Source organism: Streptomyces noursei ATCC 11455, from assembly GCF_001704275.1.
In the GTDB taxonomy this organism is placed as follows: domain Bacteria; phylum Actinomycetota; class Actinomycetes; order Streptomycetales; family Streptomycetaceae; genus Streptomyces; species Streptomyces noursei.
In genome coordinates, this window is the sequence record NZ_CP011533.1 from 1,473,512 (window position 1) to 1,498,641 (window position 25,130).

The following is a 25,130-nucleotide window of genomic DNA, read 5'->3' on the forward strand; positions in this document are numbered from 1 at the left end:
CCGGGGAGGACGCAGTGAGCACACCGAACGGTACGGCGCCCGAAGGACGGACCGCCTGGAAGAAGACCGCGGCGGTGGCGGTGCCCGCCGTCCTCGCCGTGGGCGCGTTGGCCGCCGCGATGGCCCAGGGCGCGTTGGCCGCCTCCTTCGCGGTGTCCGGCAGCAACTTCCAGGTCGCGTCGGGCAAGCTGACCAGCACCGGCCTCGCCTCGTACGTGCACACCGACCGCGACGCCGACGACCGCGGCCACCCGGTCGCCCTGCTGGGCATCGGCAAGGCCGACCTGACCGACATCTGCCAGGCCGCGCGGGTCGAGACCCCGGTGGGGACCGTGGTGTTCAAGCTGACCGCGGGCGGCGACGCCGGTCCGGTGCGCGCCGACAACCTCGTCATCGACGGCGAGGACCTGGTCGGCGACGCCCGGTTCGGCACCGCCCAGATCGGCCGGGACGCCGGCACCCTCGACGCGGTGCCGGGGGTCAAGGGCCCGCGCGGGAAGTTCGGACTCCAGGCCGGCAACATCGAGGTGGCCGGCGTCAAGTCGCACGCCTGGTCCGCCACCGGCGGCAACTTCCGCCTCAAGGGACTGCGGGTGAGCGTCAGCCTGGACGGCCGGACGTGTTTCTGAGCGCGCGCCGCACCCGGTGGGGCGCCCGCCTGGACCTGGCCCTGCCCTGGCCGCGGCGGCGGGCCGCGCTGCGCCGGTGGCGCCGGACCCGGCCGTTCTGGGGCGGGCTGCTGCTCCTGCTGGGCGGCGTCGAACTGCTGCTGGTGCCGCTCTCCCCGCTGCCCGTGCTGATCAGCCTGGGGCTGGGCGGACTGGCCGCGCTGGGCATCGGGCTGGCGCTGATGGCGGCCGGGGTGTTCCTGTGGTGCACGCCGGCGGCGCACCACTACGTGAGCATCAATGCGCTGATCCTGTCGGTGCTCTCGTTCGCCGCGACCAACCTCGGCGGGTTCCTGGTCGGGATGGGCCTGGGGATCGCCGGCAGCGCGATGGGATTCGGCTGGACGCCGGTCCGGGACGCCACGGCGGACGACGGCCGGGCGGGGGCGGACGATGCGGAGGGAGCGGCGGACGGAGACGAGGCGAAGGGCACGCCGGACCCTGCGCCCGCCCGCCGCGGCACCGGCAGCAAGGCCCTCGCCGTCGGGCTGCCGCTCGCGCTGCTCACCGCCCTCGGCGGACCGGCGCAGCGGGCCGTGGCGACCGGCCCGCCGGCGCCGCCGGTCCCGCCGACCGTGACCACCACGAAGTTCGCCCCGCAGGGCTTCACCCTGGCCGGCGTGACCACCGTCCCGACGGCCGACGGGCCGAAGAAGGTGATGGTCCTGCACATGAAAGCGGCCTCCCTGACCGACTACCGCCTCCTCACCCATGACGCACAGGGCCCGCAACTCCGACTGTCCTCCGACGCGTTGGACCTCAAGGGCGAGGTGACCCTCTACCTCACCAAGTTCAGCGGCTGCATCGAGGGGGTGCTCTGTCTCACCTTCACCCCCGACACCCTGCCCGTTCCCCCGATCGTCCCGCCGTTCGTCTACATGACGCGGGTGACCGCCGAGCAGGCCCTGGTGACCTCGGACCTGATCGTCGCGAACGGCCTGCGGCTCCAGGCGGGCGACCCGGCCGGCGGCTGAGCCGACGCGCCCGGCGCGGGGTTTACGGCCCCGCCCGCTACGAGCACCATCGGCGTACGGGCAGGAGCCGCAACGGAGAGGTGACGCGTGGGCAATCCTTGGCTGGCGATCGAGGCGGGCGCCGATCCGGCCGAACGCATCCGGACGGTGCGCCGGGCGCACGCGGCGTTCCTGAGCGACGGGACGGTGGCGCCGCCGGTCCGGCAGGTGGTCGCCGACTCCTGGCGCCGCTCGGCCCGGGCGTGCGCGGCCCCGGACGGCGTGGCCCCCGTCGAACTCGACGAGGCCGCGCTGCACGGCTACCGCGAGGCGCACCCGCTGGCCCGCGCGATGCCGGTCTTCCGGGAACTGCTGGGCACCATCGCCCAGGACGGCGTGCATCTGCTGGCGGTCTGCGATCCGCAGGGGCGGCTGCTGTGGGTGGAGGGGCACCCGGGGGTGCTGCGCCGTGCCGCACGGATGAACTTCGTGGTCGGCGCCCGCTGGGACGAACGGCACGCCGGCACCAACGCGCCGGGCACCGCGCTCGCCGCCGACCACGCCGTCCAGATCTTCGCCACCGAGCACTACAACCGGCGAGCGCAGCCCTGGACGTGCGCCGCCGCACCACTGCACGACCCGCGGACCGGGCGGCTGCTGGGCGCCGTGGACATCACCGGCGGCGACCACCTGGCCAGCCCGCACAGCCTCGCCCTGGTCCAGGCCACCGCCCGCGCCGCGGAGGCCCATCTCGCCGTCAGGGCAAGGGATTCGGGCACCCATCTGACGGCGCTCGGGCGCGACGAGGCGCTGTTGGTGCGCGACGGCGAGCGCCTGCGGCTGGGCCGCCGGCACAGCGAGATCATGGTGCTGCTGGCCCACCACCCGGCCGGCCTGACGGGTGATCAGCTCGCGGTGCTGCTCTACGGCGAGCGGGAGGTGCGGCCGGTGACCTTACGGGCCGAGCTGGCCCGGCTGCGGCAGCTCGTCGGCCCGCTGCTGTGCTCCCGCCCGTACCGTCTGGGCGCTCCGGTGGAGACCGATCTGTGCGCCGTGGAACGGGAGGTGCTGTCCCATCACCTCACCTCGGCGCTCGACACCTACCGCGGCCCGCTGCTGCCGTCGTCCGAGGCGCCCGGCATCCGCCGGCTGCGCACCGCGCTGGAGGACCGGATGCGCCGGGCGCTGCTCGCCGCCGGCGACCCGGACCAGCTCCGCGGGTGGGCGCACACGCCCTGGGGCGAACACGACCTGGAGATCCGGGAGGCCCTGGTGGACGCCCTGCCGGAGCGCTCCCCGGCGCGCGCCGCGTCCGCCGCCGCGGCCGGTCGGCTGCGCACCGAGTACGGCCTGACCGCCGGCCGCACCGGCTCGCGCACCGAGCCCGCCGACCGCACCGGAGCCGCCGCCCCGTGACGGAGCACCCCCGGCCCCGCTCCCCCGCCCCCGCCCCCGCCCCGCGCAACGTTCGTGCAACGTTCGCCGCCCTACCCTCCCCACCACCACCCGCCGCACAGGAGCGGCGGGGCACGCCGCGCAAGTGATGGGGAGGCCGTCCGTGGCACGTTATGCGCACCCCGGGTCCACCGATGCCGTGATGAGCTATCAGTCCCGCTACGACCACTGGATCGGCGGTGAGTTCGTGGCGCCCGCCCAGGGCCGGTACTTCGAGAACCCGACGCCGGTCAACGGCCAGCCGTTCACCGAGGTCGCCCGCGGCACGGCCGAGGACGTCGAGCGCGCCCTGGACGCGGCCCACGCCGCCGCCCCCGGCTGGGCCCGCACCCCCGCGGCGGAACGCGCCGGCGTGCTCAACAAGATCGCCGACCGGATGGAGCAGCACCTGGAGGCGCTGGCGGTCGCCGAGAGCTGGGAGAACGGCAAGCCCGTACGCGAGGCGCTGGCCGCGGACATCCCGCTCGCCATCGACCACTTCCGCTACTTCGCGGGCGCGGTCCGGGCCCAGGAGGGCACCCTCTCGGAGATCGACGAGGACACCGTCGCGTACCACTTCCACGAGCCGCTGGGCGTGGTCGGCCAGATCATCCCCTGGAACTTCCCGATCCTGATGGCGACATGGAAGCTGGCCCCGGCGCTGGCCGCCGGGAACACGGTGGTCCTCAAGCCCGCCGAACAGACCCCGGCCTCGGTGCACTTCCTGATGAGCCTGATCGCCGACCTGCTGCCGCCGGGCGTCGTCAACATCGTCAACGGCTTCGGCGTCGAGGCGGGCAAGCCGCTGGCGTCCAGCCCCCGGGTGGCCAAGATCGCCTTCACCGGCGAGACCACCACCGGCCGACTGATCATGCAGTACGCCTCCGAGCACCTGCGGCCGGTGACCCTGGAGTTGGGCGGCAAGAGCCCCAACATCTTCTTCGACGACGTCTCCCGGGCCGCCGACGACTTCCAGGACAAGGCCCTCGAAGGCTTCACCATGTTCGCCCTCAACCAGGGCGAGGTGTGCACCTGCCCGTCCCGGGCGCTGATCCAGCGCGGGCACTACGCCGACTTCCTGGCGGCCGGCGTCTCCCGCACGGAGAAGATCGTCCAGGGCCACCCCCTCGACACCGAAACCATGATCGGCGCGCAGGCGTCCAACGACCAACTGGAGAAGATCCTCTCCTACTTCGACATCGGCCAGAAGGAAGGCGCCAAGGTCCTCACCGGCGGCACCCGGGCCGAGCTGGGCGGCGAGCTGGAGGGCGGCTACTACGTCCGCCCGACCATCTTCGAGGGCAACAACGACATGCGGATCTTCCAGGAGGAGATCTTCGGCCCGGTCGTGGCGGTGGCCCCGTTCGCCGACTTCGACGAGGCGATCACGATCGCCAACGACACCCTCTACGGCCTCGGCGCCGGCGTCTGGACCCGCGACGGCTCCACGGCCTACCGCGCCGGCCGCGCCATCCAGGCCGGCCGGGTATGGACCAACTGCTACCACGCCTACCCCGCCCACGCCGCCTTCGGCGGCTACAAGCAGTCCGGCATCGGCCGCGAAACCCACAAGATGATGCTGGACCACTACCAGCAGACGAAGAACCTCCTGGTGTCGTACTCGCCGAAGAGGCTCGGCTTCTTCTAAGCGCACAAGAAAAGGCGCCTGACCTGGGCTTTTGCCCGTCAGGCGCCTCTCCCTAGGTCCGCTAATAGTCGGGCCCGGTTCACGCGTTAACTCCCAGTTCCTCCCACCGCTATCCCGCTCCTGACCAGCGCTTCCGGACCAGTCACGGACCAAAACCCCGGATCAGCCCTCAGGCGCCGCACTCCGGCTGATGCGGTCCCACTCCTGCATGGACTGCTCGATGAGGCGGTTGGCCTGCTCCCGCACGCCGTCCAGGAACTTGGCGTAGTGCCGGAAGAGGACCTCGATGCTCTGGCCCGCGCGGCGAGCGCATTCGGCCGGGTCCACGCCGGAGTACAGCCAGAGGGAGATCCCTGCGTGCAGGAGGTCGTAGGGCCTCTTGGCGAGGCCGGAGGCGCGCTCCGTGCGGGTCAGGACAAACTCCCTCGCCCGCTTCCACGTTATGCCGTACGCCGCGAAGTCCACATAATTGCCCGCCTGGTTGCGGAACAGCCGTCCGTCTGGCGCCACACCGAATCGTTCGATGCGCGCACGGAGCATGCGTACGAAATGGGGTGGGATGGGAACAGGCCGGGTAGCGGTCTCGGCGCGGCGCTTGAGCGAGTGAACCTCGTAGACCCCGCCGTCGTCCGTCCACTCCTTTCCTGCGGTGACGACGCCCCCTGACAGGTTGAGCATTCCCCAACCTGTCTCAGGCAGGTGGCACTGCTCGAACCGGAGGTGGATGACCTCCGCCGGCCGCATTGCCGCGTAGTACATACAGCCGAAGAACGCCTCAAGGTGAGGACCGCGCCCGGGCAGCGGGGCGACCGCCGCGAGCAGGCGGGCAACTTGGGCCGGGTTGGGAACGGCTGCCGGGTCCACCTCCTCGTTGACGGCCGGAGCGTTCCACCTGAGTCCGTTGAGAGGGTTCTCCGCAAAGTACCCCTCCGTTCAACGACGGGCGCAGCCTGCCGGCAGGTCAGCCGACCCAGATCCCCTCAGGTGAGACCCAGCGTGCGAGGCATGGGCCCGCGTCACTGACCGGGCTCGACCAGGACACATCAGGGACCTGGCACCCAAAGTCGTCGGCGAGTGCCCGCACGAACGTGGCGCCCACGCCCTGGCAGCGGCAGGAGTCCGTCACCCAGATCAGGATGATGCGTGGGCGCAGGGTGTCGTCCTGATCGCCATACCGTGCCCCTTCGTCTAGATCCCATCGACGCGGGCACGATAATTTCGCGTATCTTCTGGGGCCCCACCCCAGCCTGCGCTAATAGAAAGCTATAAAGAAAGCTAGCCGTATAGCATTTCACCGGGATGCGGTGAGGAGACGGCGGCTTTGGCGTGCCGAGAGTGGAATACACGACTGACTGTCGGGGGCTACGGCATCACGGCCGCGGTTCAGGCAACGGCTGCGTCCTGGCTGTGCAGGGTGGGACGTTTATCGCCACGCGCAGTGGAAGGTCCCTCCCAGCGCACCGCGCGTTGACTGTCGAGGCCGAACTGGTCCATGACACGGGCAACTAGGTGGTTCACGATGTCGTCTATCGATTCGGGCTTGTTGTAGAAGGCCGGCATGGGCGGCAGGATCGTCACTCCCATCCGGGAGAGGGCCAACATGTTTTCCAGGTGAATGGCCGACAGTGGGGTTTCCCGCACGCCGAGCACCAGGGGACGCCGTTCCTTGAGAACGACATCTGCCGCCCGTGACACGAGGTCACTTCCGTAACCGGCCCGGATCGCAGCGAGCGTCTTGGCGCTGCACGGCAGAATCACCATGCCGTCGGTGCGGAACGAGCCGCTGGAGATGGCGGCCGCTTGGTCCTCGGCGCCGTGGACCGCATCTGCCAGTTTCGCGACCTCCCGCGCCGTCCACGAGGTCTCCAACTCAATGGTCGCCCGTGCCCAGCGACTCATGACCAGGTGTGTCTCCACGTCCGGCTGCCGGCGCAGCTCCTCCAGCAATCGGATGCCCAGAATCGCCCCCGTGGCGCCCGTCATCCCTACGACCAACCGCATGTCATCACCTCTCACTTGAACTTGCCTGAATGCCCCGTATCGCGCCGATTCGAAGAGACGCATTGCCCCCGGCGTGCTCATTCCTCCGCCGCGGCGACCCAGCGCATGCGGCTTTCCGGCGGGGGCGTTGCCGGACGCCGTGGCGTGGGACGCAGGGCGGCCGTGGCGCAGCCTGGGCTGGGCGCGGCCGCCCTGCGTCCCATCGGAGTCAACGCTGGTGCCGGGCCAGTACCTTGGACCGCACCTCGGCGGGGTAGGCGTGCTCGAAATTGGAGGTCACCTGGCGCTCTCCGGGTGCGGGGAGCAGTGCCTCGTGTACCACCTTGGTGGCATGCGCGGCGTGCCGCTCTTCCTCGGTGTAGCAGGCGAGCAGCGGCAGGATGGGGCCGCCTTCGAAGTAGACCTTGCGGTCCACGGGGTGGACCCGGGTGGCGAGTGCCCACAGCAGGACATGCTCGTCGGCGGGGTCGATGTCGTCGTCGAGAAGGAACACCTGCGGCAGGCAGTGACCGAACTTGGTCGAGTAGAGGGTCTCGCCGACCTGGCGGGCGAACTCCTCCGGCGTGGTGCCGGGCAGTCGGTCGCGCCAGTCGGAGGGCACGGTCACCGCATACCAGTGGCCGGCGCTGTACATCGAGCCCCAGACGGTGGTGACCGGAAGGCCCGCTGCGCGCAGCGCGGCCACCGAGCCGACGGCCATGCCGATGGTCTGCGAGGTGTGGCACTCGTCGACGGGGGTGCCTTCCGCGACGATGGGCCAGATCGGGTCGTCGCGGTAGGTGATCGCCTCCACGCTGTAGACCGGCTGGAGGCTCGTTTCGGTCGGAATGTAGCCTGCGTACTCGCCGAACGGCCCCTCCACGCCGGAGCGTTCGATGGAGAGGTGCCCCTCGATGACGATCTCGGCACTGGCGGGGACCAGCAGATCCGAAAGTTCGGCCTTGACCACCTTGAGCGGTTCATCGATCAGTGCGCCGATGTAGTCGGCCTCGTTGACGTTGTCGGGCAGCGGGACACCGCCGATGAACGGAATGGCCGGGTCGCCGCCCTGCACCAGGGCGTACGGCATGGGCTTGCCGAGGTCGACCCACTGCTGCCAGACCTGGGCGATGTGCTGGGGGTGCATGACCAGGCCGGTCATGTGCTTGCCGTCGACCATCATGATCCGGGCGATGGACCAGTTGGTCCACGAACCGTCCGGGGTCTGGGCGATGATCACGCCGTAGGTGTTGGCGTAGCGGTTGCCGTCGCCGTGGTGCACGAACGGCACCGGGAAACGGGTCAGGTCCGCGTCGTCGCCGAGCAGCACGTTCTGCTTGACTTCGGCCTCTTCACGGCTGACTGACTTCGGGGGGATGCCGGGGCGGCTCCAGGTGTCGACCAGGCGCTCCACCACATCGCGGCCGGTGGCCTCCGGCGGAAGGCCGATGCTCAGCGCGACGCGGGCGAACGGCTTGTCCGGGGCGGAGCTCAGCGCGGCCGGCGAGCCGATCAGGCGAAAGCCTTCCTCCACACCGCTGACCTTCTCAAACAGCGGTGCGGGAAGACGGCGCTCAACGCTGTAGCGCGTGTGCGCGGCGGCTTCCAGGTTCCAGTCGACCTCCGTATCGACTCGGTCGAGGTCGCCAAGGGCCTCCAGTGCCGCAATGTGTTCGCGCAGATCCGAAGGGTGCTGCATAGGGAATCCTAAATGTCAGTGTACGGACTGTTGGTGTGCTGAATATCAGCCTACGCCGGATGGTTGCCTTGGGCAACCCGATGCCGTGTGTCAGGATCTTCATCTCGCCCCTGGAACGGAGTCCCTACGCCATGCGCGTCCAGCCGCTCGACGACATCCCCATGCACCTGCTGCGCCGTGCGCTGCAGAGGGCCACCGCGGCGTGGCAGGCGGAGGTGCCCGAGCTCACCGCCCCGCAGTACGCGACACTCAGCGTGCTCGCGGAGCGTCCCGGGATCGACCAGTCCGCGCTCTGTCAGGCAACGGCCATTGACCGCTCCACCATGACCGCCCTGCTGGACCGGCTCTCCTCGCGCGGCTGGCTGGTCCGCGAAATCGACCCGGCCAACCGACGGCGCCATATCGTCCGTATCACCCAGGAGGGCCGTGCACTCCTGCATGACCTGGAGCCCGCGGTCACGCGTGTGAACCAGTGGACCGTCGATCAAATCGACGAGGAGAGGGCTCCCGCGCTACTCCCCCTGCTCCGCGACCTGGCCGGCATCGAGTCTTGACGAGTCAACGTACGAGTCGAAGTCGGGGCCTTGAGGGCGCTTCGTCGCGGAGAGGGTGATCAGGGCATCACCAGACAATCCCGCCGACCGCCAACTTCAGCCGTCAAGACAGCGGATACGAACTGGATATCGTTGCCGGAGTACCTCGGCCTACCCAGATGACGTCAGCGGTCGCCTCGTCTTGCGGGTTCGGCGGCCAGAACGCTGTTCTGCTCTTCACCGTTCCCTAAGAAGCCGCCGGAAGAAGAGCGAGCAGGTCACCGCCCGACTGGGAGGCACGGCATCACTGGACCGCCGGCATCGCACCGTGGCGCAGGATGTCCAGGTCGTCGATACCGTCCGCGCCTGCGGCCATGCCGACCACGATGCTGGTGACCTTGGCGTCCGCCGCCGCACCCGCACCATTTGCCGCGCCCGTCAGCTTCACCTTCTTGGCCACCAGCCGTGAGAGACCGCACCGCTCGGCCAACCGCGTCACCGGGACCAGCCCGGTCTGCGCGATCAGGTTCGGGTCGTCGAACGCAGCGGAGACCGCAGCCGGGGTATGGGAACCTTCAACTACGAGGTGCCTTGCGGCCCAGCGGTTCGGTGCATCCGGAGCACAGCAAGACCGCGTCGAACACCACGCACCAGGCCCACCCCCGAACGCGGAAACCCCCGCCGGAGGCCAGCCGACGGGGGTTCCTCACCTAGCACTTGCTATCACACGCGTCTCACCAACGCCGTCGATGCCGCTGGACCACAAGGCCCCCACCTGCACAAACGGCCCCGGCCTAGACCACGTGGACGGCACTGGACGCTTCTGACAACCTGTGCCATGTGGTTCCGTCGTCGACGGCCACGTCGTCCGGAGCCTGGCCACGGTCGCCCTCCCGAACGGTACCGACAGCCCTTCCCCAGCTTTCGGTGCTTGAGGCCAAGATCCGGACCATACACGGACCAATGCTCTCCCTACAGCACTCACAGCCACCATTGCAGCAGGTCAGCACCACTATGAGCGCTGTACCACCAGCAGACGAAGAACCTCCTGGTCTCGTACTCGCCGAAGAGGCTCGGGTTCTTCTAGACCCGTAGCCCCGTAGCCCCGTAGGCCCGCGAGAAAGGGCGTCTGACCGGGGAATTTCCCGTCAGGCGCCTTCTTTCTGGGCGCTGGGGCCGGGAGTTCGGGAGGGGTGGCGGATCAGGCCGGTGCGTTTGACGGTCGCCAGGAGCGGGGTGGTGTCGAGGGCGGTGACGCCGGACAGGGGGCCGACGGCGTCGGTGAGGAAGGTGTAGAGGGCGTCGAGGTCGGCCGCAGCGAGGGCGACGACGAGGTTGGCGGGGCCGGTGGTGGCGGCGCAGAACCGCACCTGCGGATGGACGGCGAGGATCCGTGCGGTCTCCTGAAGTGCGCCGGGCCGTACGGCGATCCACAGCAGGGCTTCGGCGTGCGCGCCGAGCAGGGCGAGGTCGATCTCGGTGGCCGGGCGCACGACCTGGCCGCGGACGAGGGCGTCGAGGCGTCGGCGGGCGGTGAGCGCGGTGGTGCCGGCGCGGCGGGCGAGTTCGGTGTAGGTGGCCCGGCCGTCCTCGGTGAGCGCCGCGATCAGCGCGGTGTCGAGGTCGAGGGGCGCGGGAGGCGCCGTCGGGGGCGGTGGTTCGGGGGTGAGCCGGGCCTGTTCCTCCGGTGCGAGGAGGCCGGCGGTCCAGCGGAACGCGGTGGGGAAGACCCGCAGCAGGGTGTGGGAGGTCCAGGAGTCGACGGCGTCGGTGGCGGGCAGGTCGCGCAGCAGCAGGGTATTGCGGGCGTCGGGGCCGTCGAGGAAGAAGATCGTGGAGATCTCGTCGCCGCCGCCGAGGATGTCGACCCAGACGGTGTCGGTGCGGCGGGCCAGTGCGTGGGCGACGTGACGGATCTTGTGGGGGCGGCAGCGGACGCGCAGGGCGAGGGGGATCAGGTGCGGGAAGCGTGCCGGGTTGCGGACGACCGTCGCGCGCAGGGTGCCGTCGGCGTACAGCGGTGTGACGCGGCGTACCACGGTGCGCTCGGACAGCCCCAGGCAGCGGGCCAGTGCGCGCCAGGAGGCGCGCGGCGCGGCGAGCAGGGCGGCGGCGATCCGGCGGTCCGTCTCGTCGAGCGTCTGGCGCATGATCTGCATTCTAGGCCGTGGATGTGGCGTGTTTTCTGTGCAGCTGGGTGCCAGATGTGGGTGAATCGGCGATCTGCTTCTACAACGGTCTCGTCACGACGACTATGCGAGACGGCGGTGGAGACGACGATGACCGAGCAGGGAGCCGATCTGCTGATCCGGGCCGCGGCGGTGCACACGCTGGTCCCCGGCCAGGCCCCGCAGCGGGCGCTGGCCGTGCGGGGCGACCGCATCGCGGCCCTCTCGCCCGACCCCCACGGCCTCGACGCATGGGTGAGTGCGCGCACCACGGTCCACGACCTGCCGGGCGCCACCGTGCTGCCCGCGTTCGACGACACCCACACGCACCTGATCTTCGCGGCCCACGGGGCGTACGACGTTCCCGTCCACCAGGCCCGCACCCTCGCCGAGTTCCTGGACCTGATCCGGCAGCGGGCCGAGACCACGCCCGAGGGCGAGTGGATCCGCACCACCACCAACTGGCAGGAGCTCAATCTGGCCGAGCGGCGCCTGCCCACCGCGGCGGAGCTCGACCGGGCCACCGACCGCCATCCGGTCCTGGTCAAGCGCGGCGGCCACAACGACGTCGTCAACAGCTACGCGCTGCGCCTGGCGGGCATCACCGAGGACACGCCCGTACCGCCGGGCGGTGTGATCGGCCGGGGCGCCGACGGTCGGCTCGACGGCCGACTGATCGACAACGCCCTGCCCCTGGTGGAACGCCTCCTCCCGGCCCCCGACCGGGCCCGGCGGATCGCCGGCCTGCGCCTGGCCAGCGGTCAGTACGCCGCCACCGGCATCGGCACCGTGCGGGACTGCGCGGTCACCCCCGACGACTACGCGACGCTGCTGGCCGCCCGGGAGGCGGGGGCGCTGAGCACCCGGGTGCGGGCCCTGATCTCGGCGCTCGGCCTGACCTCCGCGGCCCAGGTGGAGGAGCTGCTCGACGCCATGGCGGACTGGCGCCACGGCTGTGACCCGTGGCTGTCGGTGTGGGGCGTGAAGTTCGGCCTCGACGGCGGGCTGGAGGCCGGGGCCACCGAGGAGCCCTACGCCTGCGACCACACCTTCTCCGGAACGCTGACGTGGGAACCCGACGCACTGGTCGAGGCCGTGGAGGCGGTGGTCCGCCGTGGTTGGCGGGTCGGCACGCACGCCTACGGCGATCGCGCGGTCCGCGTCCTGCTGGACGTCTACGAGCGCGTCCTCGAACGCCACCCCGGCCTGCCCGCCGGCACGTTGGTGATGGAGCACGGCGGCCTGGCCGGCCCGGAGCAGCGTGCCCGCGCCGTCACCCTGGGCATTCCCGTCACCCTCCAGCAGCCGTTGCTGCACGACACCGCCGAGGTGGAGTTGGGGTTCTGGGGCCCGGAGCGCGTCGCGCGCCTCTTCCCCGCCCGCGGCTGGCTCGACCAGGGCGCCCTGGTCGCCGCCGGATCCGACTTCCCCGTCGGCCGGTTCGGCGCGATGCGCTCCGTCTGGGGCATGACCACCCGGCAGACCGTCATCGGCGTCCAGGGCCCCGAGCACGCCATCAGCTACGACGAGGCCGTCGCCCTGCACACCACCCGGGCCGCCCGCCTGCTCGGCGAGGAGCACCTGCGCGGCACCCTCACCCCGGGCCGCCTGGCCGACCTCACGATCTGGGACCGGGACCCCGCCCACTGCCCCGCCGACACCCTGCGCGACCTCGACCCCACCCACACCCTCGTCGGCGGTCGCACGGTCACGGCCGCACCGGCCGGCACGCGGTAGGAGGCCGCGTTTCGGGCAGGGGCGGCCGGTGCCGAGGGGCCCTCTGGTTCACGCACGAGGTCGAAGTGATGATGGGTCCGACATGACGCCCACGGGCGTGACGACCACGCGTGAGGAGAAGCCATGCCGACAGCTCCGCCGCCGTTCGACCCCGAACTCGCCGCGAGCCTGGAGTCGATGAAGGACGTGCTCACGACCGGCTTGTCCGTCGAGGACATCGAAGCCCTCCGCGACGGCCCGGGGGCGGACCCGATGGCCGAGGTCGACCTGACCATGGACGGGGCCTTCCACGTCGAGGACCGACGGGCGCCCGGGCCCGCGGACGGCCCGGACATCTCCCTCCTGATCTGCCGCCCCACCGGACCGGCACCCGCCCGCCCCCGCCCGCTCCTGTACTACGTGCACGGCGGCGGCATGGTCGTCGGAAACAACAGGGACGGCATGACCGTGCCACTGGCCCTGGCCGCCGAACTGGACGCGGTCGTCGTCTCGGTGGAGTACCGGCTGGCACCGGAGCATCCGCACCCCGCGCCGATCGAGGACGTCTACGCCGGGCTGGTCTGGACGGCGGCGCACGCCGGGGAGCTCGACGCCGACGCGGACCGGATCGTGGTCGCGGGCACCAGCGCGGGCGGCGGTCTCGCCGCGGCGCTGGCGCTGCTCACCCGCGACCGCGAGGGCCCGCGGCCGATCGGTCAGTTACTGATGTGCCCCATGCTGGACGACCGCAACGACACGCCGTCCGCCCACCAGATGGCGGGCCTCGGCGTCTGGGACCGTTCGGCCAACGAAACCGCCTGGACGGCGCTGCTCGGCGCCTCGCGCGGCGGCCCGGACGTGTCCCCGTACGCCGCGCCCGCCCGCGCCGAGGATCTCACGGGCCTGCCGCCGGCCTTCCTGGACGTCGGCACCGCGGAGACCTTCCGCGACGAGGTCGTCGCCTACGCCAACCGCATCTGGCAGGCGGGCGGCGTGGCCGAACTGCACGTCTGGCCCGGCGGCTTCCACGGATTCGCCGACCTGGTCCCGCGGGCACGGCTGTCCCGGGCGGCCCTGGCCGCACATCTGAACTGGCTGCGCAGGCTCTTGGGCGCGAGCAGCGGCGATTGACGCGGGGCCGGGCGGCGCTTCACCGCTCCAGCGCTTCAGTGCTCCAGCACGACGACGGCCTCGTCCAGGCCGCCGGGGTGACGGGGGCGAGTTCGCGGTGCAGGTTGTTCGGGGTGGCGAGGGGGTCGGAAGGCGTCATGGCGCCGGGGCTCCTCTCATGCCGCCGATGCCGAGGGAGCCGCCGCGGGGGACGGCGGCGGAGCATGCGGCGCCGGTGGGCGGGGCGGGCGGGGAGTCGAGCAGGTCGGTGCTCGGCACGAAGAAGAGACCGCCGGTCACCGCCGTGGAGAAGTCCAGGATGCGGTCGGTGTTGCCCGGCGGGTCGCCGAGGAACATGTTGGCGAGCATCCGCTCGGTCACCTCGGGGGTACGGGCGTAGCCGATGAAGTAGGTGCCGAACTCGCCGCGGCCGATGGTCCCGAACGGCATGTTCTCGCGCACGATCTTCCGCTCGGCTCCGTCGTCGTCGACGATCGTGTTGAGTGCGACGTGCGAGTCGGCCGGCTTGATGTCGTCGGGCAGCTCCACATTGGTCGACTTGGTGCGTCCGACGGCCCGTTCCTGTTGCTCGACGGTGAGCGACTGCCAGGCCGCCAGGTCGTGCAGGTACTTCTGCACGATCACATGGCTGCCGCCGCGGAACTGCGCGTCCTCGTCGCCCACGAACACCGCCTCGGCCGCCGCCGCGCCCCGCGGGCTCTCGCTGCCGTCGACGAATCCCAGCAGGTCGCGCGCCTCGAAGTACCGGAAGCCGTGGACCTCGTCGACGACGGTCGCGGCGGCGCCCAGCCGCTCGACGATCAGCCGGGACAGCTCGAAGCAGAGGTCCGTCCGCCGGGCGCGGACGTGGAACAGGCGGGGTGACCACGGGACTCCCGGGAGGGATGGGAAATGACGGACAAACTGGACGGTGGGGTCGGAGTCAGCGTATGTGCGGCCGGAGTCGTGCGCAGTGCGGGCGCGCTGCGCACGTCCTGCGCACGGCCTGCGCACGGCCTGCGCACGGCCCGGAGCGCGTGAGAGGCGCTCCTTATCACCCCAGAAGAAACACCTCTTTGACTTCCTTCCGCGGGCGAACGGAGACTGATGCGGCGGCGGATCAGAAAGCGTCCGGAAAGGGCGAATTCAGGCACCGGACGCCCTTTTCCGCCGACCGGCGCCGGCCTGTGCGCCGGACGCGTCAGCAGGGGGCGGAAGGGGGCCGAGCAGGCCATGAGCACCGTCGAAGGCCCGATCGAGGATCCGAAGGACGACCTGTCGGTGACGGCGCCGAAGACGTGGGCGCGCGTTCTTCCGCGCCCACTCCGTGGCCGACCTGGGCAGCCGGTCCGACTACTGGCTCAATCGGCAGGGCCGACTGACCGAGCCGATGGTCAAGCGCCCGGGCGCCGACCACTACGAGCCGATCGGCTGGGACGCGGCCCTGGACCTGGTCGCCCGCGAGCCGCGGGCGCTGGGCTCCCCCGACGAGGCGCTGTTCTACACCTCCGGGCGGCTCAACAACGAGGCCGCCTTCCTCCTCCAGCTGTTCGCCCGCGCCTACGGCACCAACAACCTGCCCGACTGTTCCAACATGTGCCACGAGTCCAGCGGGTCCGCCCTCCAGGAGACGCTGGGCATCGGCAAGGGCAGCGTCTCCTGGACGACATCCACCACGCCGACCTGGTCTTCGTGGTGGGGCAGAACCCGGGCACCAACCACCCCCGGATGCTCACCGCCCTTGAGGAGACCAAGCGCAACGGCGGGAAGGTCGTCGCGGTCAACACACTGCCCGAGGCCGGCCTGATCCGCTTCAAGCACCCGCAGAAGGCGCGCGGCGTGATCGGCCGCGGCACCCCGATCGCCGACCGGTTCCTGCAGATCCGCGCCGGCGGCGACCTCGCCCTGTTCCAGGCCCTGAACCGGCTGCTGCTGGAGGCCGAGGACGCCGCGCCGGGCACCGTGCTCGACCACGACTTCGTGCGGGCCCACAGCACCGGCTTCGCCGACTTCGCCGGGCACGTCCGCACGACCTCCTGGGACGACGTCCGGGCCGCCACCGGGCTGGCCCGCGAGGAGATCGAGGAGGTGCACCAGATGGTGCTGGCGAGCAGGAGCGTGATCGTCTGCCGGGCGATGGGGCTGAACCCAGCACAAGCACGGCGTGCCCACCATCCGCGAGGTCGTCAACTTCCTGATGCTGCGCGGGAACCTCGGCCGCCCCGGGGCGGGGGTGTGCCCGTGCGGGGCCACAGCAATGTGCAGGGCGACCGCACCATGGGCGTGTGGGAGCGGATGCCGCGGGAGTTCCTCGACGCGCTGGGCCGCGAGTTCGGTTTCACCCCGCCCACCCGGCACGGGCTGGACTCGGTCGACGGCATCCGGGCCATGCGCGACGGCACGGCCACCGTCTTCCTGGGCGTCGCCGGCAACTTCGTACGGGCCAGCCCCGACAGCGACGTCACCGAGGCGGCCATGCGGCGGTGCCGGCTCACCGCCCACATCTCCACCAAGCTGAACCGGTCGCACACCGTGTGCGGCGACACCGCCCTGATCCTGCCGACCCTGGGCCGCGGCGACCGGGACGTGCAGGCCACCGGCGTGCAGTTCTACACCGTCGAGGACTCCATGAGCGAGGTCCACGCCTCCCGCGGCAAGCTGCCGCCCGCCTCCCCGCACCTGCTCAGCGAGGTCGCGATCATCGCCCGGCTGGCCCGCCGGACCCTGGGCGCCGATCCGGCCGTCCCCTGGGAGGAGTCCGAGGCGGACTACGGCACCATCCGCGACCGGATCGCCCGCGTCGTGCCCGGCTTCGAGGACTTCAACGCCCGGATGGCGGCGCCCGGCGGCTTCCGGCTGCCCAACCCCGTCAACCGGCGGGTCTTCCGCACCCCGAGCGGCAAGGCCGTCTTCACCCGCAACGCCTTCACGATGCCGCACGTCCCCAAGGGCCATCTGCTGCTGCAGACCCTGCGCTCGCACGACCAGTGGAACACCGTCCCGTACGCGCCGAACGACCGCTACCGCGGCATCCACCACGCCCGCCGGGTCGTCCTCGTCAACCCCGCCGACCTGGACGCCCTCGGCCTCGCCGACCGCGCCTTGGTGGACCTGGTGAGCGTCTGGCACGACGGTGTGGAGCGCCGCGCGGAGGGGTTCGTGGCCGTCTCCTACCCCACGGCGCGCGGCTCGGCCGCCGCCTACTACCCGGAGGCCAACGTCCTGGTCCCCCTCGACAGCGTGGCCGACATCAGCAACACGCGCACCTCGAAGGGGGCCCTGGTCCGGCTGGACCCCGCCGGCGTCCGCCGGTCCCCCGCCGACCGTCCGGGGAGCCGGTGATGGGCCGGGGGACCGCACGGCGGCGGGTGCTGCGCCTGCGCGCGGGGGTGGCCTCGTGCCGCCCCGACACCCTGGCCGGCGAGGAGCCGCTGGAGATCCGGGTCGGCGGGCGTCCGCTGGCGGTGACCATGCGCACCCCCGGTCACGACTTCGACCTCGCGGCCGGGTTCCTGGTGAGCGAGGGGGTGCTGCGCGGCGCCGACGACATCGCCGGGATCCGGTACTGCGCCGGGGCCACGGCCGACGGCGGCAACACCTACAACGTGGTGGACGTCGTCCTCGCCCCCGGCGTGGCCGCCCCCGACGCCTCGTCGGAGCGCCACGTCTACACCACCTCCTCCTGCGGGCTGTGCGGCAGGGCGAGCCTGGACGCGGTGCGCACCGCGGCGGCCTGGAGCGTCGCCGAGGACCCGCTGCGGACCTCTCCGGAGGTGCTGGCGGCCGTCTCCGCCCCGTCCTCCCTCGCCGTGGATTTCGCCGAGGAGAGCGGAGTGACCCTGATCGGTTTCATGGCCCGCGCCCTGGTGGAGACGGCGCGGCGCACCGACACCGCGGCGGTCCTGGAGCGCCTCGCGCGCCCTCCGGGCTCCTGATGCCCCGCGCGGGGCCCGCGTCCTTCGTATGCCGCGCCGGTGGGACCGGGGCACCCTGGAGGTATGGTCCGCGCCAACGAGGAGGTCGAGGCGCTGCTCCAGGAGTACGCCGACCTCATCGCGATCAGTGGTGGTGACGCCTTCAAGGCCCGGGCGTACGAGAAGGCCGCCCGGGCCATCGGGGGCCATCCCGCCGACGTCTCGAAGCTCGACGCGCCGGGGCTGCGGGAGATTCCGCACGTCGGGGCGTCGATCGCGGAGAAGGTGGTGGAGTACCTGCGGTCCGGCCGGGTCTCGGTGATCGAGGAGACCAGGGCGGCGATCCCGGCGGGGGTGCGGGAGCTGATCGCCATCCCCACGCTGGGCCCGAAGAAGGCCATGGTGCTCTACGAGGACCTCGGCATCACCTCGGTGGACCAGCTGCTGGACGCCGTGCACGCGCAGCGGTTGCGGGATCTGAAGGGGTTCGGCGAGAAGACCGAGGAGAACATCCTGCACGGCATCTCGCTGCTCCAGAAGGCGGGCGGCGGGCGGATCCTGATCAGTGCTGCGATGGACGTCGCCGAGCAGATCACCGCGGAGCTGTCCCGGATCACCGGGTGCGAGCGGTGCGCCTACGCGGGGTCGCTGCGCCGGATGCGGGAGACGATCGGGGACATCGACATCCTGGTGGCGGCCGAGCGGTCCGCGCCGTTCATGACCGCGCTGGCGGAGCTCCCGTCCACCGCCGAGGTCATCGCACACGGCGCGAAGAAGACCTCGATCCGCACCACCAAGGGCCTCCAGGTGGATCTGCGGGTGCTGCCGCCCGCCTCCTGGGGCGCGGGGCTCCAGTACTTCACGGGGGCCAAGGCGCACAACATCCGCACCCGCGCGATCGCGGTGCGGCACGGGCTCAAGCTGTCCGAGTACGGCCTCTTCGACAGCGGGAGCGGGGAGTTGGTCGCCTCGGAGACGGAGGAGGAGATCTACGCCAGGCTGGGGCTGCCGTGGATCGCGCCGCCGCTGCGCGAGGACCGGGGCGAGATCGCCGCCGGCCTACGGGGCGAGCTGCCCGACCTGGTGGCCGAGGGCGACATCCGGGGCGATCTGCACACCCACACCGACCTCACCGACGGCCTCTCCCCACTGGCGGAGATGGTCGCCGCGGCCGCCGCCCGGGGCTACAAGTACTACGCGGTCACCGACCACGCCCCGAACCTCTACATGCAGCGGATGACCGACGAGAAGATGCTCGCGCAGCGCGAAGCGGTGCGCGCCCTGGACCGCAGGCACCGCGGCATGCGGCTGCTGCACGGCACCGAACTCAACATCGGCCCGGACGGGGACGTCGACTGGCCCGATGCGTTCCTGGCGGAATTCGACCTCTGTGTGGCCTCGGTGCATTCCCACTTCAACCAGAGCCGGCAGGCGCTCACCCGCCGCCTGGTGCGCGCCTGCGAGAATCCCCATGTCTCGATCATCGGGCACCCCACCACGCGTCTGATCGGCAAACGCCCGGGAATCGACGCGGACTTCGACGCGGTATTCGAAGCCTGTGCGCGGACCGGCACCGCGCTGGAAATCAACGCCCATCCCGAGCGGCTGGACCTGAGCGACGAGGACATCCTGCGGGCCAAGCGGCACGGCGTGAAATTCGCGGTGAACTCCGACGCCCACTCCACCACGCATCTGCCCTATATGCGCTACGGAGTCGGCACGGCACAGCGCGGCTGGCTCACGAAGGACGACATCATCAACACCTGGCCGCTCACCGAACTGCGGCGTTTCCTGCGCGGCGGCGCCCGCCGGTCGTAGCGACCGGCCGGATCCGCCACCCCGTCAGGCGGGCTCGGCCGCCGCTCGCCGGCCGCGGGCCCGCCGGCGCACCCGGTCAAGCAGCGCCGCGGGGTCCGGTTCGGCCTGGAGTCCGCGGAGCAGCAGCAGCCACAGATCGCCCAGGTGCTCCTCGATGTTGCGCCGCCCCTCCAGCGCGTCGGAGACGGTGTGCAGGCCGAAGAAGGCGCAGACGACGCCGTGCGCGGTGGCGGCGGGCGGTACTCCGACGGCGAGTTCGCCGTCGCGCTCGGCCTCTTCGAGCAGCTGGGTGACGGCTTCGATCCAGCCGAGGAACGGCGCCGGGAGCTGGGTCTCGATGGCCTTGCGCTCCGCCCAGAGGCGGGCCCCGGCGCGGACCACGATGTCGTCCCGGAACGCCCGGGCCACCTCGAAACTCAGCCCGACGAGTTTTTCCAGAGCGGGCACTCCGGGCTGTCGATAGCGGCTGATCAACTGCGGCCAGGTGGCGAAGTGCTCCTCGACGATGGCGAGGGCGAGCTTCTCCTTGCTGGCGTAGTGGAAATAGATCGCGCCGCTGGTGCGGCCGGAATGCGCGCTGATATCGCTGATGCTCGTCCCGGCATAGCCCCGTTCGTCGAACAGGGTGGCGGCCGCTTCCAGCAGGAACCTACGCGTCGTCTTCGCCCGGGTCTGCACGTGCACCTCAGATGTCGTCCTCGTGCCAGCTGCAGGAAATCTACCGCGGTCGGCCGCCGCCGATTCGCGATGCCGGTCGCGACTTCCTCACGGTGCGCATGTTCGAATTTCGATATTCCCTAGTCATATGAATACGTCATCTGTCGGCACGGTCGGCGAGCGCGGACCGCTCAGCCGGTCCCGCACCGTCGAGCGGGAGTTGGTGCACCGGACCTCCGTGGCGGAGGTCCTCCTCACGGACGTCCGGCGGGCGGACGCCGCGGACGCCTTCGAGGCGGCGGCGTCCTGGCCGCGCGCCCATACGACGTTCCCCCGCGACGGGTCGCAGCGGCACAGCCCGCTGGTCCTGGTGGAGACCCTGCGTCAACTCGGGCTGTACGTCCCGCTGCGGTTCCACGGGGTGCCGGCGGCGTGCCACGCGATCATCACCGACCTGTATTTCCGCCTGCGCCCGGAGAGCGAGCCGCCGGCCGGGCCCGGCGCGACCGAGGTCACCTGCCGTGCCAGGGTGAGCGACGTCCGACGGGCCCGGGACGGCTCCGTCACCGGCCTGCGGCTGGACGTCGCCTTCGCCTCCCGCGGAGCGGTGTTCGGCCGGGGCGGCGGCGGGGTGCGGTTCGTGGACGGGGCGGGCTACACCGCGCTGCGGGCGCGGAGCGCACCCGGCCCGGCGTCGCCCCTGCCCCGGACGACGGCGCACCGGCCGGAAGCCGCCGCGCTGACGGTGAACCACCCCCAGGACGCGGTACTCGCCGAGGACGGGGACGGGTTACTGGTGGCGCCGGCCGACCCGCTGCACCCGTTCCTCTTCGACCACCCCACCGACCACACGCCGGGGATCGTGCTGTTGGAGGCCGCGCGGCAGGCCGTGGCCCACCGCAGCCGGGGCACGCTGGCCCGACCGTGCGCCGGGCGCCTGAAGGCGGTCAGGTTCACCGAACTCGCCCCGCCCGCACGGGTGCTGTGCATCGGTCACCACTCGACCTGGGTGTTCCGCGTCGTCCAGGACGGCACACCAACGGCCTATGGCACCCTCAGTTACCCATAGGGCATAAAATATGGACATTTATCGACCTATTGACCCTGCTGTACGGCCGTCCGTAACGTAACGATCGTTATTTTCCGACGCCGAGCGCGCCCAGGTCTCCCGGTCCGGGAGCCGCCCTCCGCCGGAACCCCTCAGCCCGCTGCCGCGGCCGCGCACCGACACCGTCCTGCCTTCCGAGGCGACCGGTCACGTCGCCGCCCGCCGGGCCCATCGGAACGGAACCTCGGATGACCGCACACCGCATCCTTTCCTGGACCCCAGCCGCCGTGGTCTTCGACTGCGACGGCACGTTGATGGACACCGAACGCCACTGGGTGGACGCCCGTGACACGGTGCTGCGCGAGTACGGCCACGCCCCCGCGCCCGGCTTCTCGGAACAGGCCCGGGGCCTGCACTACACCGCGTGCGGACGGCTGATGGCCGAGTCCGTCGGCCGGCCGGAGCTGACCGAGGAGCTGACCGCGGCACTGCTCGACCGCTTCCGGCAGCGCGTCGCCGCACATCCGACGACCATGCCCGGCGCCCCCGAACTGGTGCGCTCGGCCGCGCAGTTCGCACCGCTGGCGGTGGCCAGCAACTGCCCGCTGGAGGTCGTCGAGTCCTGCCTCGACGTGGCCGGGCTGCGGCGGTACTTCGACCATGTCGTGGTCCCCGACGCCACCACCAGACCCAAGCCGTATCCGGACGTCTATCTCACCGCGGCCCGGCTCTGCGGGGTCGAACCGGCCCGCGCGCTGGCCGTCGAGGACTCGCACTGCGGCATCCAGGCCGCCGCGGCCGCGGGGTTGCGGGTGATCGGCGTCGGCCCGCGGCCCGCCGGGCCGGCCGACGCGCTGGCCGACTGGTGGGTCCGTTCCCTGGAGGAGCCGGCCGTGCAGGGCTGGGCGGGGGCCCGCATCCCGGCCCAGGGCTCCGGGCCGGGCTCCGCCAGGAACGGCACGCCGTAACCCCCGACCGGCGCCCGGACGCCTCGTCGCCCGGGCGGGTTAGGGTGGGGGCATGCTTTGACGCCTGCCCGCGGCCCGGGCACCCCCGCCACCTCCTTCGTTCCCGCATCCCTGATCCGGATCCACGAAGGAGACTTCCCGATGACCACGTCGGCCCTGATCGACGTCCCCGACGCGTTCGTCGCGTCCTACGGTGCGCACGGCGCCGCGGAGCGTGCCTGGCTGGCCGAGCTGCCCGCGCTGGGCGCGGCGTTCCTCGACCGCTGGGCACTGCGGCCGGACGGCCCCGCCCGGTACGGCATGGCCTCGCTCGTCCTGCCGGTGCGGCGGGCGGACGCGACGCCGGCCGCGCTCAAGCTCCAACGGCCGCGCGAGGAGACCGCCGGCGCCACGCCGGGCCTGCGGGCCTGGCGCGGCAACGGCATCGTCCGCCTGCTCGACCACGACGAGGCGAGCGCCACCCAGTTGCTGGAACGGCTGGACGCCGGCCGGCCGTTGTCGGCGGTGCCCGACGACAACGAGGCGCTGCGGATCCTGGCCGAGCTGATGGCGCGGCTGGTGGCGGTGCCCGCCCCGGCGGGGCTGCGGCAGCTCGCCGACCTCGCCGCCGCCATGCTCGACCAGACCCCGCAGGCCGTCCGCGCACTGCACGACCCGGCGGAGCGGCGGCTGGTGCGCACCTGCGCGTCCGCCGTGGCCGGGCTGCTCGGCGAGAGCGGGGACCGGCTGCTGCACTGGGACCTGCACTACGACAACGTGCTGGCCGCCGAACGGGAGCCGTGGCTCGCCATCGACCCCGAACCGCTGGCCGGCGACCCCGGCTTCGAGTTGCTGCCCGCCCTGGTCAACCGGTGGGAGGACGTGGTGGCGACCGGCGACGTCCGGCGGGCGGTGCTGCGCCGCTTCGACCTGCTGACCGAGGTGGTGGGCCTGGACCGCGAACGGGCCGCGGGCTGGACGCTCGGCCGGGTCCTGCAGAACGCCCTGTGGGACGTCGAGGACGGCGAGTCCGCCCTCGAACCGGACCAAGTCGCCATCGCCACCGCACTGCTGGAGCACCGGATGTGACGCGGCCGATGAGGCACCGCGGTGGGGCGTGAGCCGTCGTCACCGCCCGGGCCGCCGCGCCGTGTTCCGCGGCGCGGCGGCCTTCTGCCATGCTGCCGGGCGGGGCACTCCCCCGCCCGGCAGGGGACCGCGCCCGTCGTGACCGGCCGACGAAGGGGCAGCACGTGAACGACACGGACGAGCAGGACACCGGCCTCCCGCGGGACGCCGCGCGGATCGCGCTGACCGACTCCGCCGCCGCGCTGCTGCGGTCGCTGCGGGAGCAGCACGGGCCGCTGATGTTCCATCAGTCCGGCGGCTGCTGCGACGGCAGCGCACCGATGTGCTACCCGGCCGGGGAGTTCCGTACCGGCGCGTCCGATGTGCTGCTGGAGCGGCTGGCGGTGGACGGCGTGCCCGAAACGGTGGGGTTCTGGATGTCGGCCGACCAGTTCGCCCGCTGGCGGCACACGCATCTGACGGTGGATGTCGTACCGGGACGGGGCAGCGGCTTCTCGCTGGAGGCGCCGGAGGGGGTGCGGTTCCTGATCCGCTCGCGGCTCTTCACCGACGAGGAGCGGGCCCGGCTCGGCGAGTGAGGCCCGCACGGGCGGCGGCAGGCGCACGCGGCAATGGTGAGACCCCGCGCACGGGGGAGAACGCGGGGTCTCACTGGGAATAACGGAGTGCGGGCGGTCGGGGTTCCCCTCGGGCGAAGATTTCGCGAAGGAATTTTTTCCGGGCCGGGAGCCCGGCCCCGACGGGGGCCCGGGCGGCTACGGCTCGTCCTGCACCAGGCGCTCCAACATGTCCTGGAACTCCATGTCGACCACCACCCGCAGGCCGTCGCCGTCCGGTTCGCTCAGCGGTGTCATCATCCCGCGGCGCCACCAGTACACCCGGGGGCTGATCGCGCCCGCCGCGTCCTCGTGGCCGGCCGCCGCGAACTGCGCCATGGCCTGGAGCGCCGGGATGACCTGGGCGTCGTGGATGCGGTGGAACGCCAGCTGATGACGGAAGGGCAGGGCGACCAGGGCGCCGTCCCGGGTGAGGGTGGTGCCCATGAGGCGTTCGACCAGGTCGTCGAGGACGAGTACCCGGCTCGCGGTGAAGAAGGAGTCGCCGAGCAGCACTTCGAACGCCGAGCCGTCGCCGCGCCGGACCGTCTCGTGCCCCTCGACCGGCAGGGCGCGCAGGTTGTTCATGGCGCGGATGCGCAGCTCGGCCACGTCGCCGAGGTCGCTGAGGGAGTCCTCGCTGAGCATCTGGACGGCCTCGGGCAGGTCGAGGGCGAGCACCTCGCGCAAACCGGGGGCCGGTTCGTGGCCGTAGCGGAAGGCGTCGGAGGCGGGCAGCGTCTCCTGGGCGACGATCCGGGGGTAGAGGCAGGCCCGGATCTCGTCGTGGGAGAGGATCTCCAGCGGCTGCGGGCCGTCCATGGTGCGCAGCACCTTGCCGACGTGGTCGCGGATCAGCCGTGGCCAGCAGCGCTCGCCGCGGCGGTCGCGGTGACAGACGGCGGCCAGATTGCCGAGGCCGAACTGGCGGCCCGCGGAGTCGGTGACCACTCCGGGGTAGGCGGTGACCTCCAGACCGTGCTCGGCGAACGCCTGCCGGACCTCGGATCTGAAGACCCGGCCTTCCCGCTCCGAGAAGAAGCTGAACTCCTCGTCGCGTGCGAGCCCGCGGGGATCCCGCTTCGGTCCTCGGCGGAACAGACCCATCTCTTCCTCCCGGCTGTGGCCGGCCGCATCGGTCCTTGAATGCGC

The 25,130-nt window shown here is 71.8% G+C and carries 21 protein-coding genes and 2 pseudogenes; 14 read left to right on the top strand and 9 right to left on the bottom strand.

Going from position 1 to position 25,130, the window contains the following annotated elements; translation table 11 throughout:
* Positions 1-14: 14 nt before the first annotated feature.
* The 4 genes from SNOUR_RS06160 (at position 15) to exaC (ending at position 4,703) form a co-directional block, all read left to right on the top strand.
* On the top strand, positions 15-629 hold the full coding sequence (locus SNOUR_RS06160; protein ID WP_067344518.1) for a DUF6230 family protein: 615 nt from the start codon (positions 15-17) through the stop codon (positions 627-629).
* Positions 620-1,642 (top strand): DUF6114 domain-containing protein, encoded by a 1,023-nt coding sequence (locus tag SNOUR_RS06165; RefSeq protein ID WP_174717847.1) that lies wholly within the window; start codon positions 620-622, stop codon positions 1,640-1,642. Before SNOUR_RS06160 ends, SNOUR_RS06165 begins: the two co-directional genes overlap by 10 nt.
* An 87-nt stretch (positions 1,643-1,729) precedes the next feature.
* Entirely contained in the window at positions 1,730-3,037 is a 1,308-nt protein-coding gene (locus SNOUR_RS06170; RefSeq protein ID WP_067344519.1) for a helix-turn-helix domain-containing protein, read from the top strand.
* 142 nt (positions 3,038-3,179) lie between these two features.
* Complete coding sequence (gene exaC / locus SNOUR_RS06175; protein WP_067357762.1) at positions 3,180-4,703, top strand: acetaldehyde dehydrogenase ExaC; 1,524 nt, start codon at positions 3,180-3,182, stop codon at positions 4,701-4,703.
* Positions 4,704-4,865: 162 nt separating this feature from the next.
* On the opposite strand, the gene SNOUR_RS06180 is transcribed toward exaC, so the two are convergent.
* From SNOUR_RS06180 to SNOUR_RS06190, 3 genes are all read right to left on the bottom strand, one after another.
* Complete coding sequence (locus SNOUR_RS06180; RefSeq protein WP_067344521.1) at positions 4,866-5,567, bottom strand: site-specific integrase; 702 nt, start codon at positions 5,565-5,567, stop codon at positions 4,866-4,868.
* A gap of 519 nt (positions 5,568-6,086) precedes the next feature.
* Positions 6,087-6,704 (bottom strand): non-oxidative hydroxyarylic acid decarboxylases subunit B, encoded by a 618-nt coding sequence (locus SNOUR_RS06185; RefSeq protein WP_067344523.1) that lies wholly within the window; start codon positions 6,702-6,704, stop codon positions 6,087-6,089.
* Positions 6,705-6,912: 208 nt separating this feature from the next.
* Positions 6,913-8,382: a UbiD family decarboxylase gene (locus SNOUR_RS06190; protein WP_067344524.1), complete on the bottom strand. Its 1,470-nt coding sequence runs from the start codon at positions 8,380-8,382 to the stop codon at positions 6,913-6,915.
* A gap of 35 nt (positions 8,383-8,417) precedes the next feature.
* Here SNOUR_RS06190 and SNOUR_RS06195 point away from each other — a divergent pair, with 35 nt between their 5' ends.
* Positions 8,418-8,936 carry a MarR family winged helix-turn-helix transcriptional regulator gene (locus SNOUR_RS06195; protein WP_079142255.1) on the top strand — a complete coding sequence of 173 codons (519 nt, stop codon included), beginning with the start codon at positions 8,418-8,420 and terminating at the stop codon, positions 8,934-8,936.
* 283 nt (positions 8,937-9,219) lie between these two features.
* On the opposite strand, the gene SNOUR_RS06200 is transcribed toward SNOUR_RS06195, so the two are convergent.
* Positions 9,220-9,375, bottom strand: coding sequence for a hypothetical protein (locus SNOUR_RS06200; protein WP_159425805.1), 156 nt, complete (start codon positions 9,373-9,375; stop codon positions 9,220-9,222).
* A 688-nt stretch (positions 9,376-10,063) separates the two neighbouring features.
* Positions 10,064-11,065, bottom strand: a complete 1,002-nt coding sequence (locus SNOUR_RS06205; protein WP_067357767.1) for an Lrp/AsnC family transcriptional regulator — start codon at positions 11,063-11,065, stop codon at positions 10,064-10,066.
* A 129-nt stretch (positions 11,066-11,194) separates the two neighbouring features.
* Between SNOUR_RS06205 and SNOUR_RS06210 the strand changes: the two genes are divergently transcribed.
* Positions 11,195-12,820 (top strand): amidohydrolase, encoded by a 1,626-nt coding sequence (locus SNOUR_RS06210; protein ID WP_067344528.1) that lies wholly within the window; start codon positions 11,195-11,197, stop codon positions 12,818-12,820.
* Positions 12,821-12,943: 123 nt separating this feature from the next.
* Positions 12,944-13,930, top strand: a complete 987-nt coding sequence (locus SNOUR_RS06215) for an alpha/beta hydrolase (protein WP_067344530.1) — start codon at positions 12,944-12,946, stop codon at positions 13,928-13,930.
* Positions 13,931-13,949: 19 nt separating this feature from the next.
* Here the strand turns inward: SNOUR_RS06215 and SNOUR_RS48080 are convergent, their stop codons facing one another.
* Together SNOUR_RS48080 and SNOUR_RS06220 are read right to left on the bottom strand one after the other, a co-directional pair.
* Complete coding sequence (locus tag SNOUR_RS48080; protein WP_162494994.1) at positions 13,950-14,069, bottom strand: bacteriocin family protein; 120 nt, start codon at positions 14,067-14,069, stop codon at positions 13,950-13,952.
* Positions 14,066-14,923 carry a Dyp-type peroxidase gene (locus SNOUR_RS06220; RefSeq protein WP_312632070.1) on the bottom strand — a complete coding sequence of 286 codons (858 nt, stop codon included), beginning with the start codon at positions 14,921-14,923 and terminating at the stop codon, positions 14,066-14,068. The genes SNOUR_RS48080 and SNOUR_RS06220 overlap by 4 nt, the downstream gene beginning before the upstream one ends.
* A gap of 277 nt (positions 14,924-15,200) precedes the next feature.
* On the opposite strand from SNOUR_RS06220, the pseudogene SNOUR_RS06225 reads away from it, so the two are divergent.
* The 3 genes and pseudogenes from SNOUR_RS06225 to polX all read left to right on the top strand — a co-directional run.
* Positions 15,201-17,251: pseudogene (locus SNOUR_RS06225) on the top strand (FdhF/YdeP family oxidoreductase); the annotation flags it as partial.
* Positions 17,251-17,697: pseudogene (locus SNOUR_RS06230) on the top strand (formate dehydrogenase accessory sulfurtransferase FdhD); the annotation flags it as partial. The pseudogenes SNOUR_RS06225 and SNOUR_RS06230, both read left to right, overlap by 1 nt.
* A 210-nt stretch (positions 17,698-17,907) precedes the next feature.
* Positions 17,908-19,641 carry a DNA polymerase/3'-5' exonuclease PolX gene (polX, locus tag SNOUR_RS06235; RefSeq protein ID WP_067344533.1) on the top strand — a complete coding sequence of 578 codons (1,734 nt, stop codon included), beginning with the start codon at positions 17,908-17,910 and terminating at the stop codon, positions 19,639-19,641.
* 24 nt (positions 19,642-19,665) lie between these two features.
* Here the strand turns inward: polX and SNOUR_RS06240 are convergent, their stop codons facing one another.
* Complete coding sequence (locus SNOUR_RS06240) at positions 19,666-20,325, bottom strand: ScbR family autoregulator-binding transcription factor (protein WP_067344534.1); 660 nt, start codon at positions 20,323-20,325, stop codon at positions 19,666-19,668.
* A gap of 121 nt (positions 20,326-20,446) precedes the next feature.
* Between SNOUR_RS06240 and SNOUR_RS06245 the strand changes: the two genes are divergently transcribed.
* The 4 genes from SNOUR_RS06245 to SNOUR_RS06260 all read left to right on the top strand — a co-directional run bounded on the left by SNOUR_RS06245 (position 20,447) and on the right by SNOUR_RS06260 (position 23,960).
* Positions 20,447-21,367, top strand: a complete 921-nt coding sequence (locus SNOUR_RS06245) for a ScbA/BarX family gamma-butyrolactone biosynthesis protein (RefSeq protein ID WP_067344536.1) — start codon at positions 20,447-20,449, stop codon at positions 21,365-21,367.
* Positions 21,368-21,594: 227 nt separating this feature from the next.
* On the top strand, positions 21,595-22,314 hold the full coding sequence (locus tag SNOUR_RS06250; protein WP_067344538.1) for an HAD family hydrolase: 720 nt from the start codon (positions 21,595-21,597) through the stop codon (positions 22,312-22,314).
* 141 nt (positions 22,315-22,455) lie between these two features.
* Positions 22,456-23,382 carry an aminoglycoside phosphotransferase family protein gene (locus SNOUR_RS06255; RefSeq protein ID WP_067344540.1) on the top strand — a complete coding sequence of 309 codons (927 nt, stop codon included), beginning with the start codon at positions 22,456-22,458 and terminating at the stop codon, positions 23,380-23,382.
* A 164-nt stretch (positions 23,383-23,546) separates the two neighbouring features.
* Entirely contained in the window at positions 23,547-23,960 is a 414-nt protein-coding gene (locus tag SNOUR_RS06260; RefSeq protein WP_067344542.1) for a DUF779 domain-containing protein, read from the top strand.
* A 177-nt stretch (positions 23,961-24,137) separates the two neighbouring features.
* On the opposite strand, the gene SNOUR_RS06265 is transcribed toward SNOUR_RS06260, so the two are convergent.
* Entirely contained in the window at positions 24,138-25,085 is a 948-nt protein-coding gene (locus SNOUR_RS06265; RefSeq protein WP_067344544.1) for a hypothetical protein, read from the bottom strand.
* Positions 25,086-25,130: the final 45 nt, after the last annotated feature.

Bases quoted from the DNA above. Each gene is read 5' to 3' on its own strand.
- SNOUR_RS48080 (WP_162494994.1), bottom strand. From the start codon at position 14,069: ATGACGCCTTCCGACCCCCTCGCCACCCCGAACAACCTGCACCGCGAA.
- SNOUR_RS06185 (WP_067344523.1), bottom strand. From the start codon at position 6,704: ATGCGGTTGGTCGTAGGGATGACGGGCGCCACGGGGGCGATTCTGGGC.
- SNOUR_RS06255 (WP_067344540.1), top strand. From the start codon at position 22,456: ATGACCACGTCGGCCCTGATCGACGTCCCCGACGCGTTCGTCGCGTCC.
- SNOUR_RS06210 (WP_067344528.1), top strand. From the start codon at position 11,195: ATGACCGAGCAGGGAGCCGATCTGCTGATCCGGGCCGCGGCGGTGCAC.
- SNOUR_RS06245 (WP_067344536.1), top strand. From the start codon at position 20,447: ATGAATACGTCATCTGTCGGCACGGTCGGCGAGCGCGGACCGCTCAGC.
- polX (WP_067344533.1), top strand. From the start codon at position 17,908: ATGGTCCGCGCCAACGAGGAGGTCGAGGCGCTGCTCCAGGAGTACGCC.
- SNOUR_RS06215 (WP_067344530.1), top strand. From the start codon at position 12,944: ATGCCGACAGCTCCGCCGCCGTTCGACCCCGAACTCGCCGCGAGCCTG.
- SNOUR_RS06250 (WP_067344538.1), top strand. From the start codon at position 21,595: ATGACCGCACACCGCATCCTTTCCTGGACCCCAGCCGCCGTGGTCTTC.
- SNOUR_RS06265 (WP_067344544.1), bottom strand. From the start codon at position 25,085: ATGGGTCTGTTCCGCCGAGGACCGAAGCGGGATCCCCGCGGGCTCGCA.
- SNOUR_RS06205 (WP_067357767.1), bottom strand. From the start codon at position 11,065: ATGCGCCAGACGCTCGACGAGACGGACCGCCGGATCGCCGCCGCCCTG.
- SNOUR_RS06190 (WP_067344524.1), bottom strand. From the start codon at position 8,382: ATGCAGCACCCTTCGGATCTGCGCGAACACATTGCGGCACTGGAGGCC.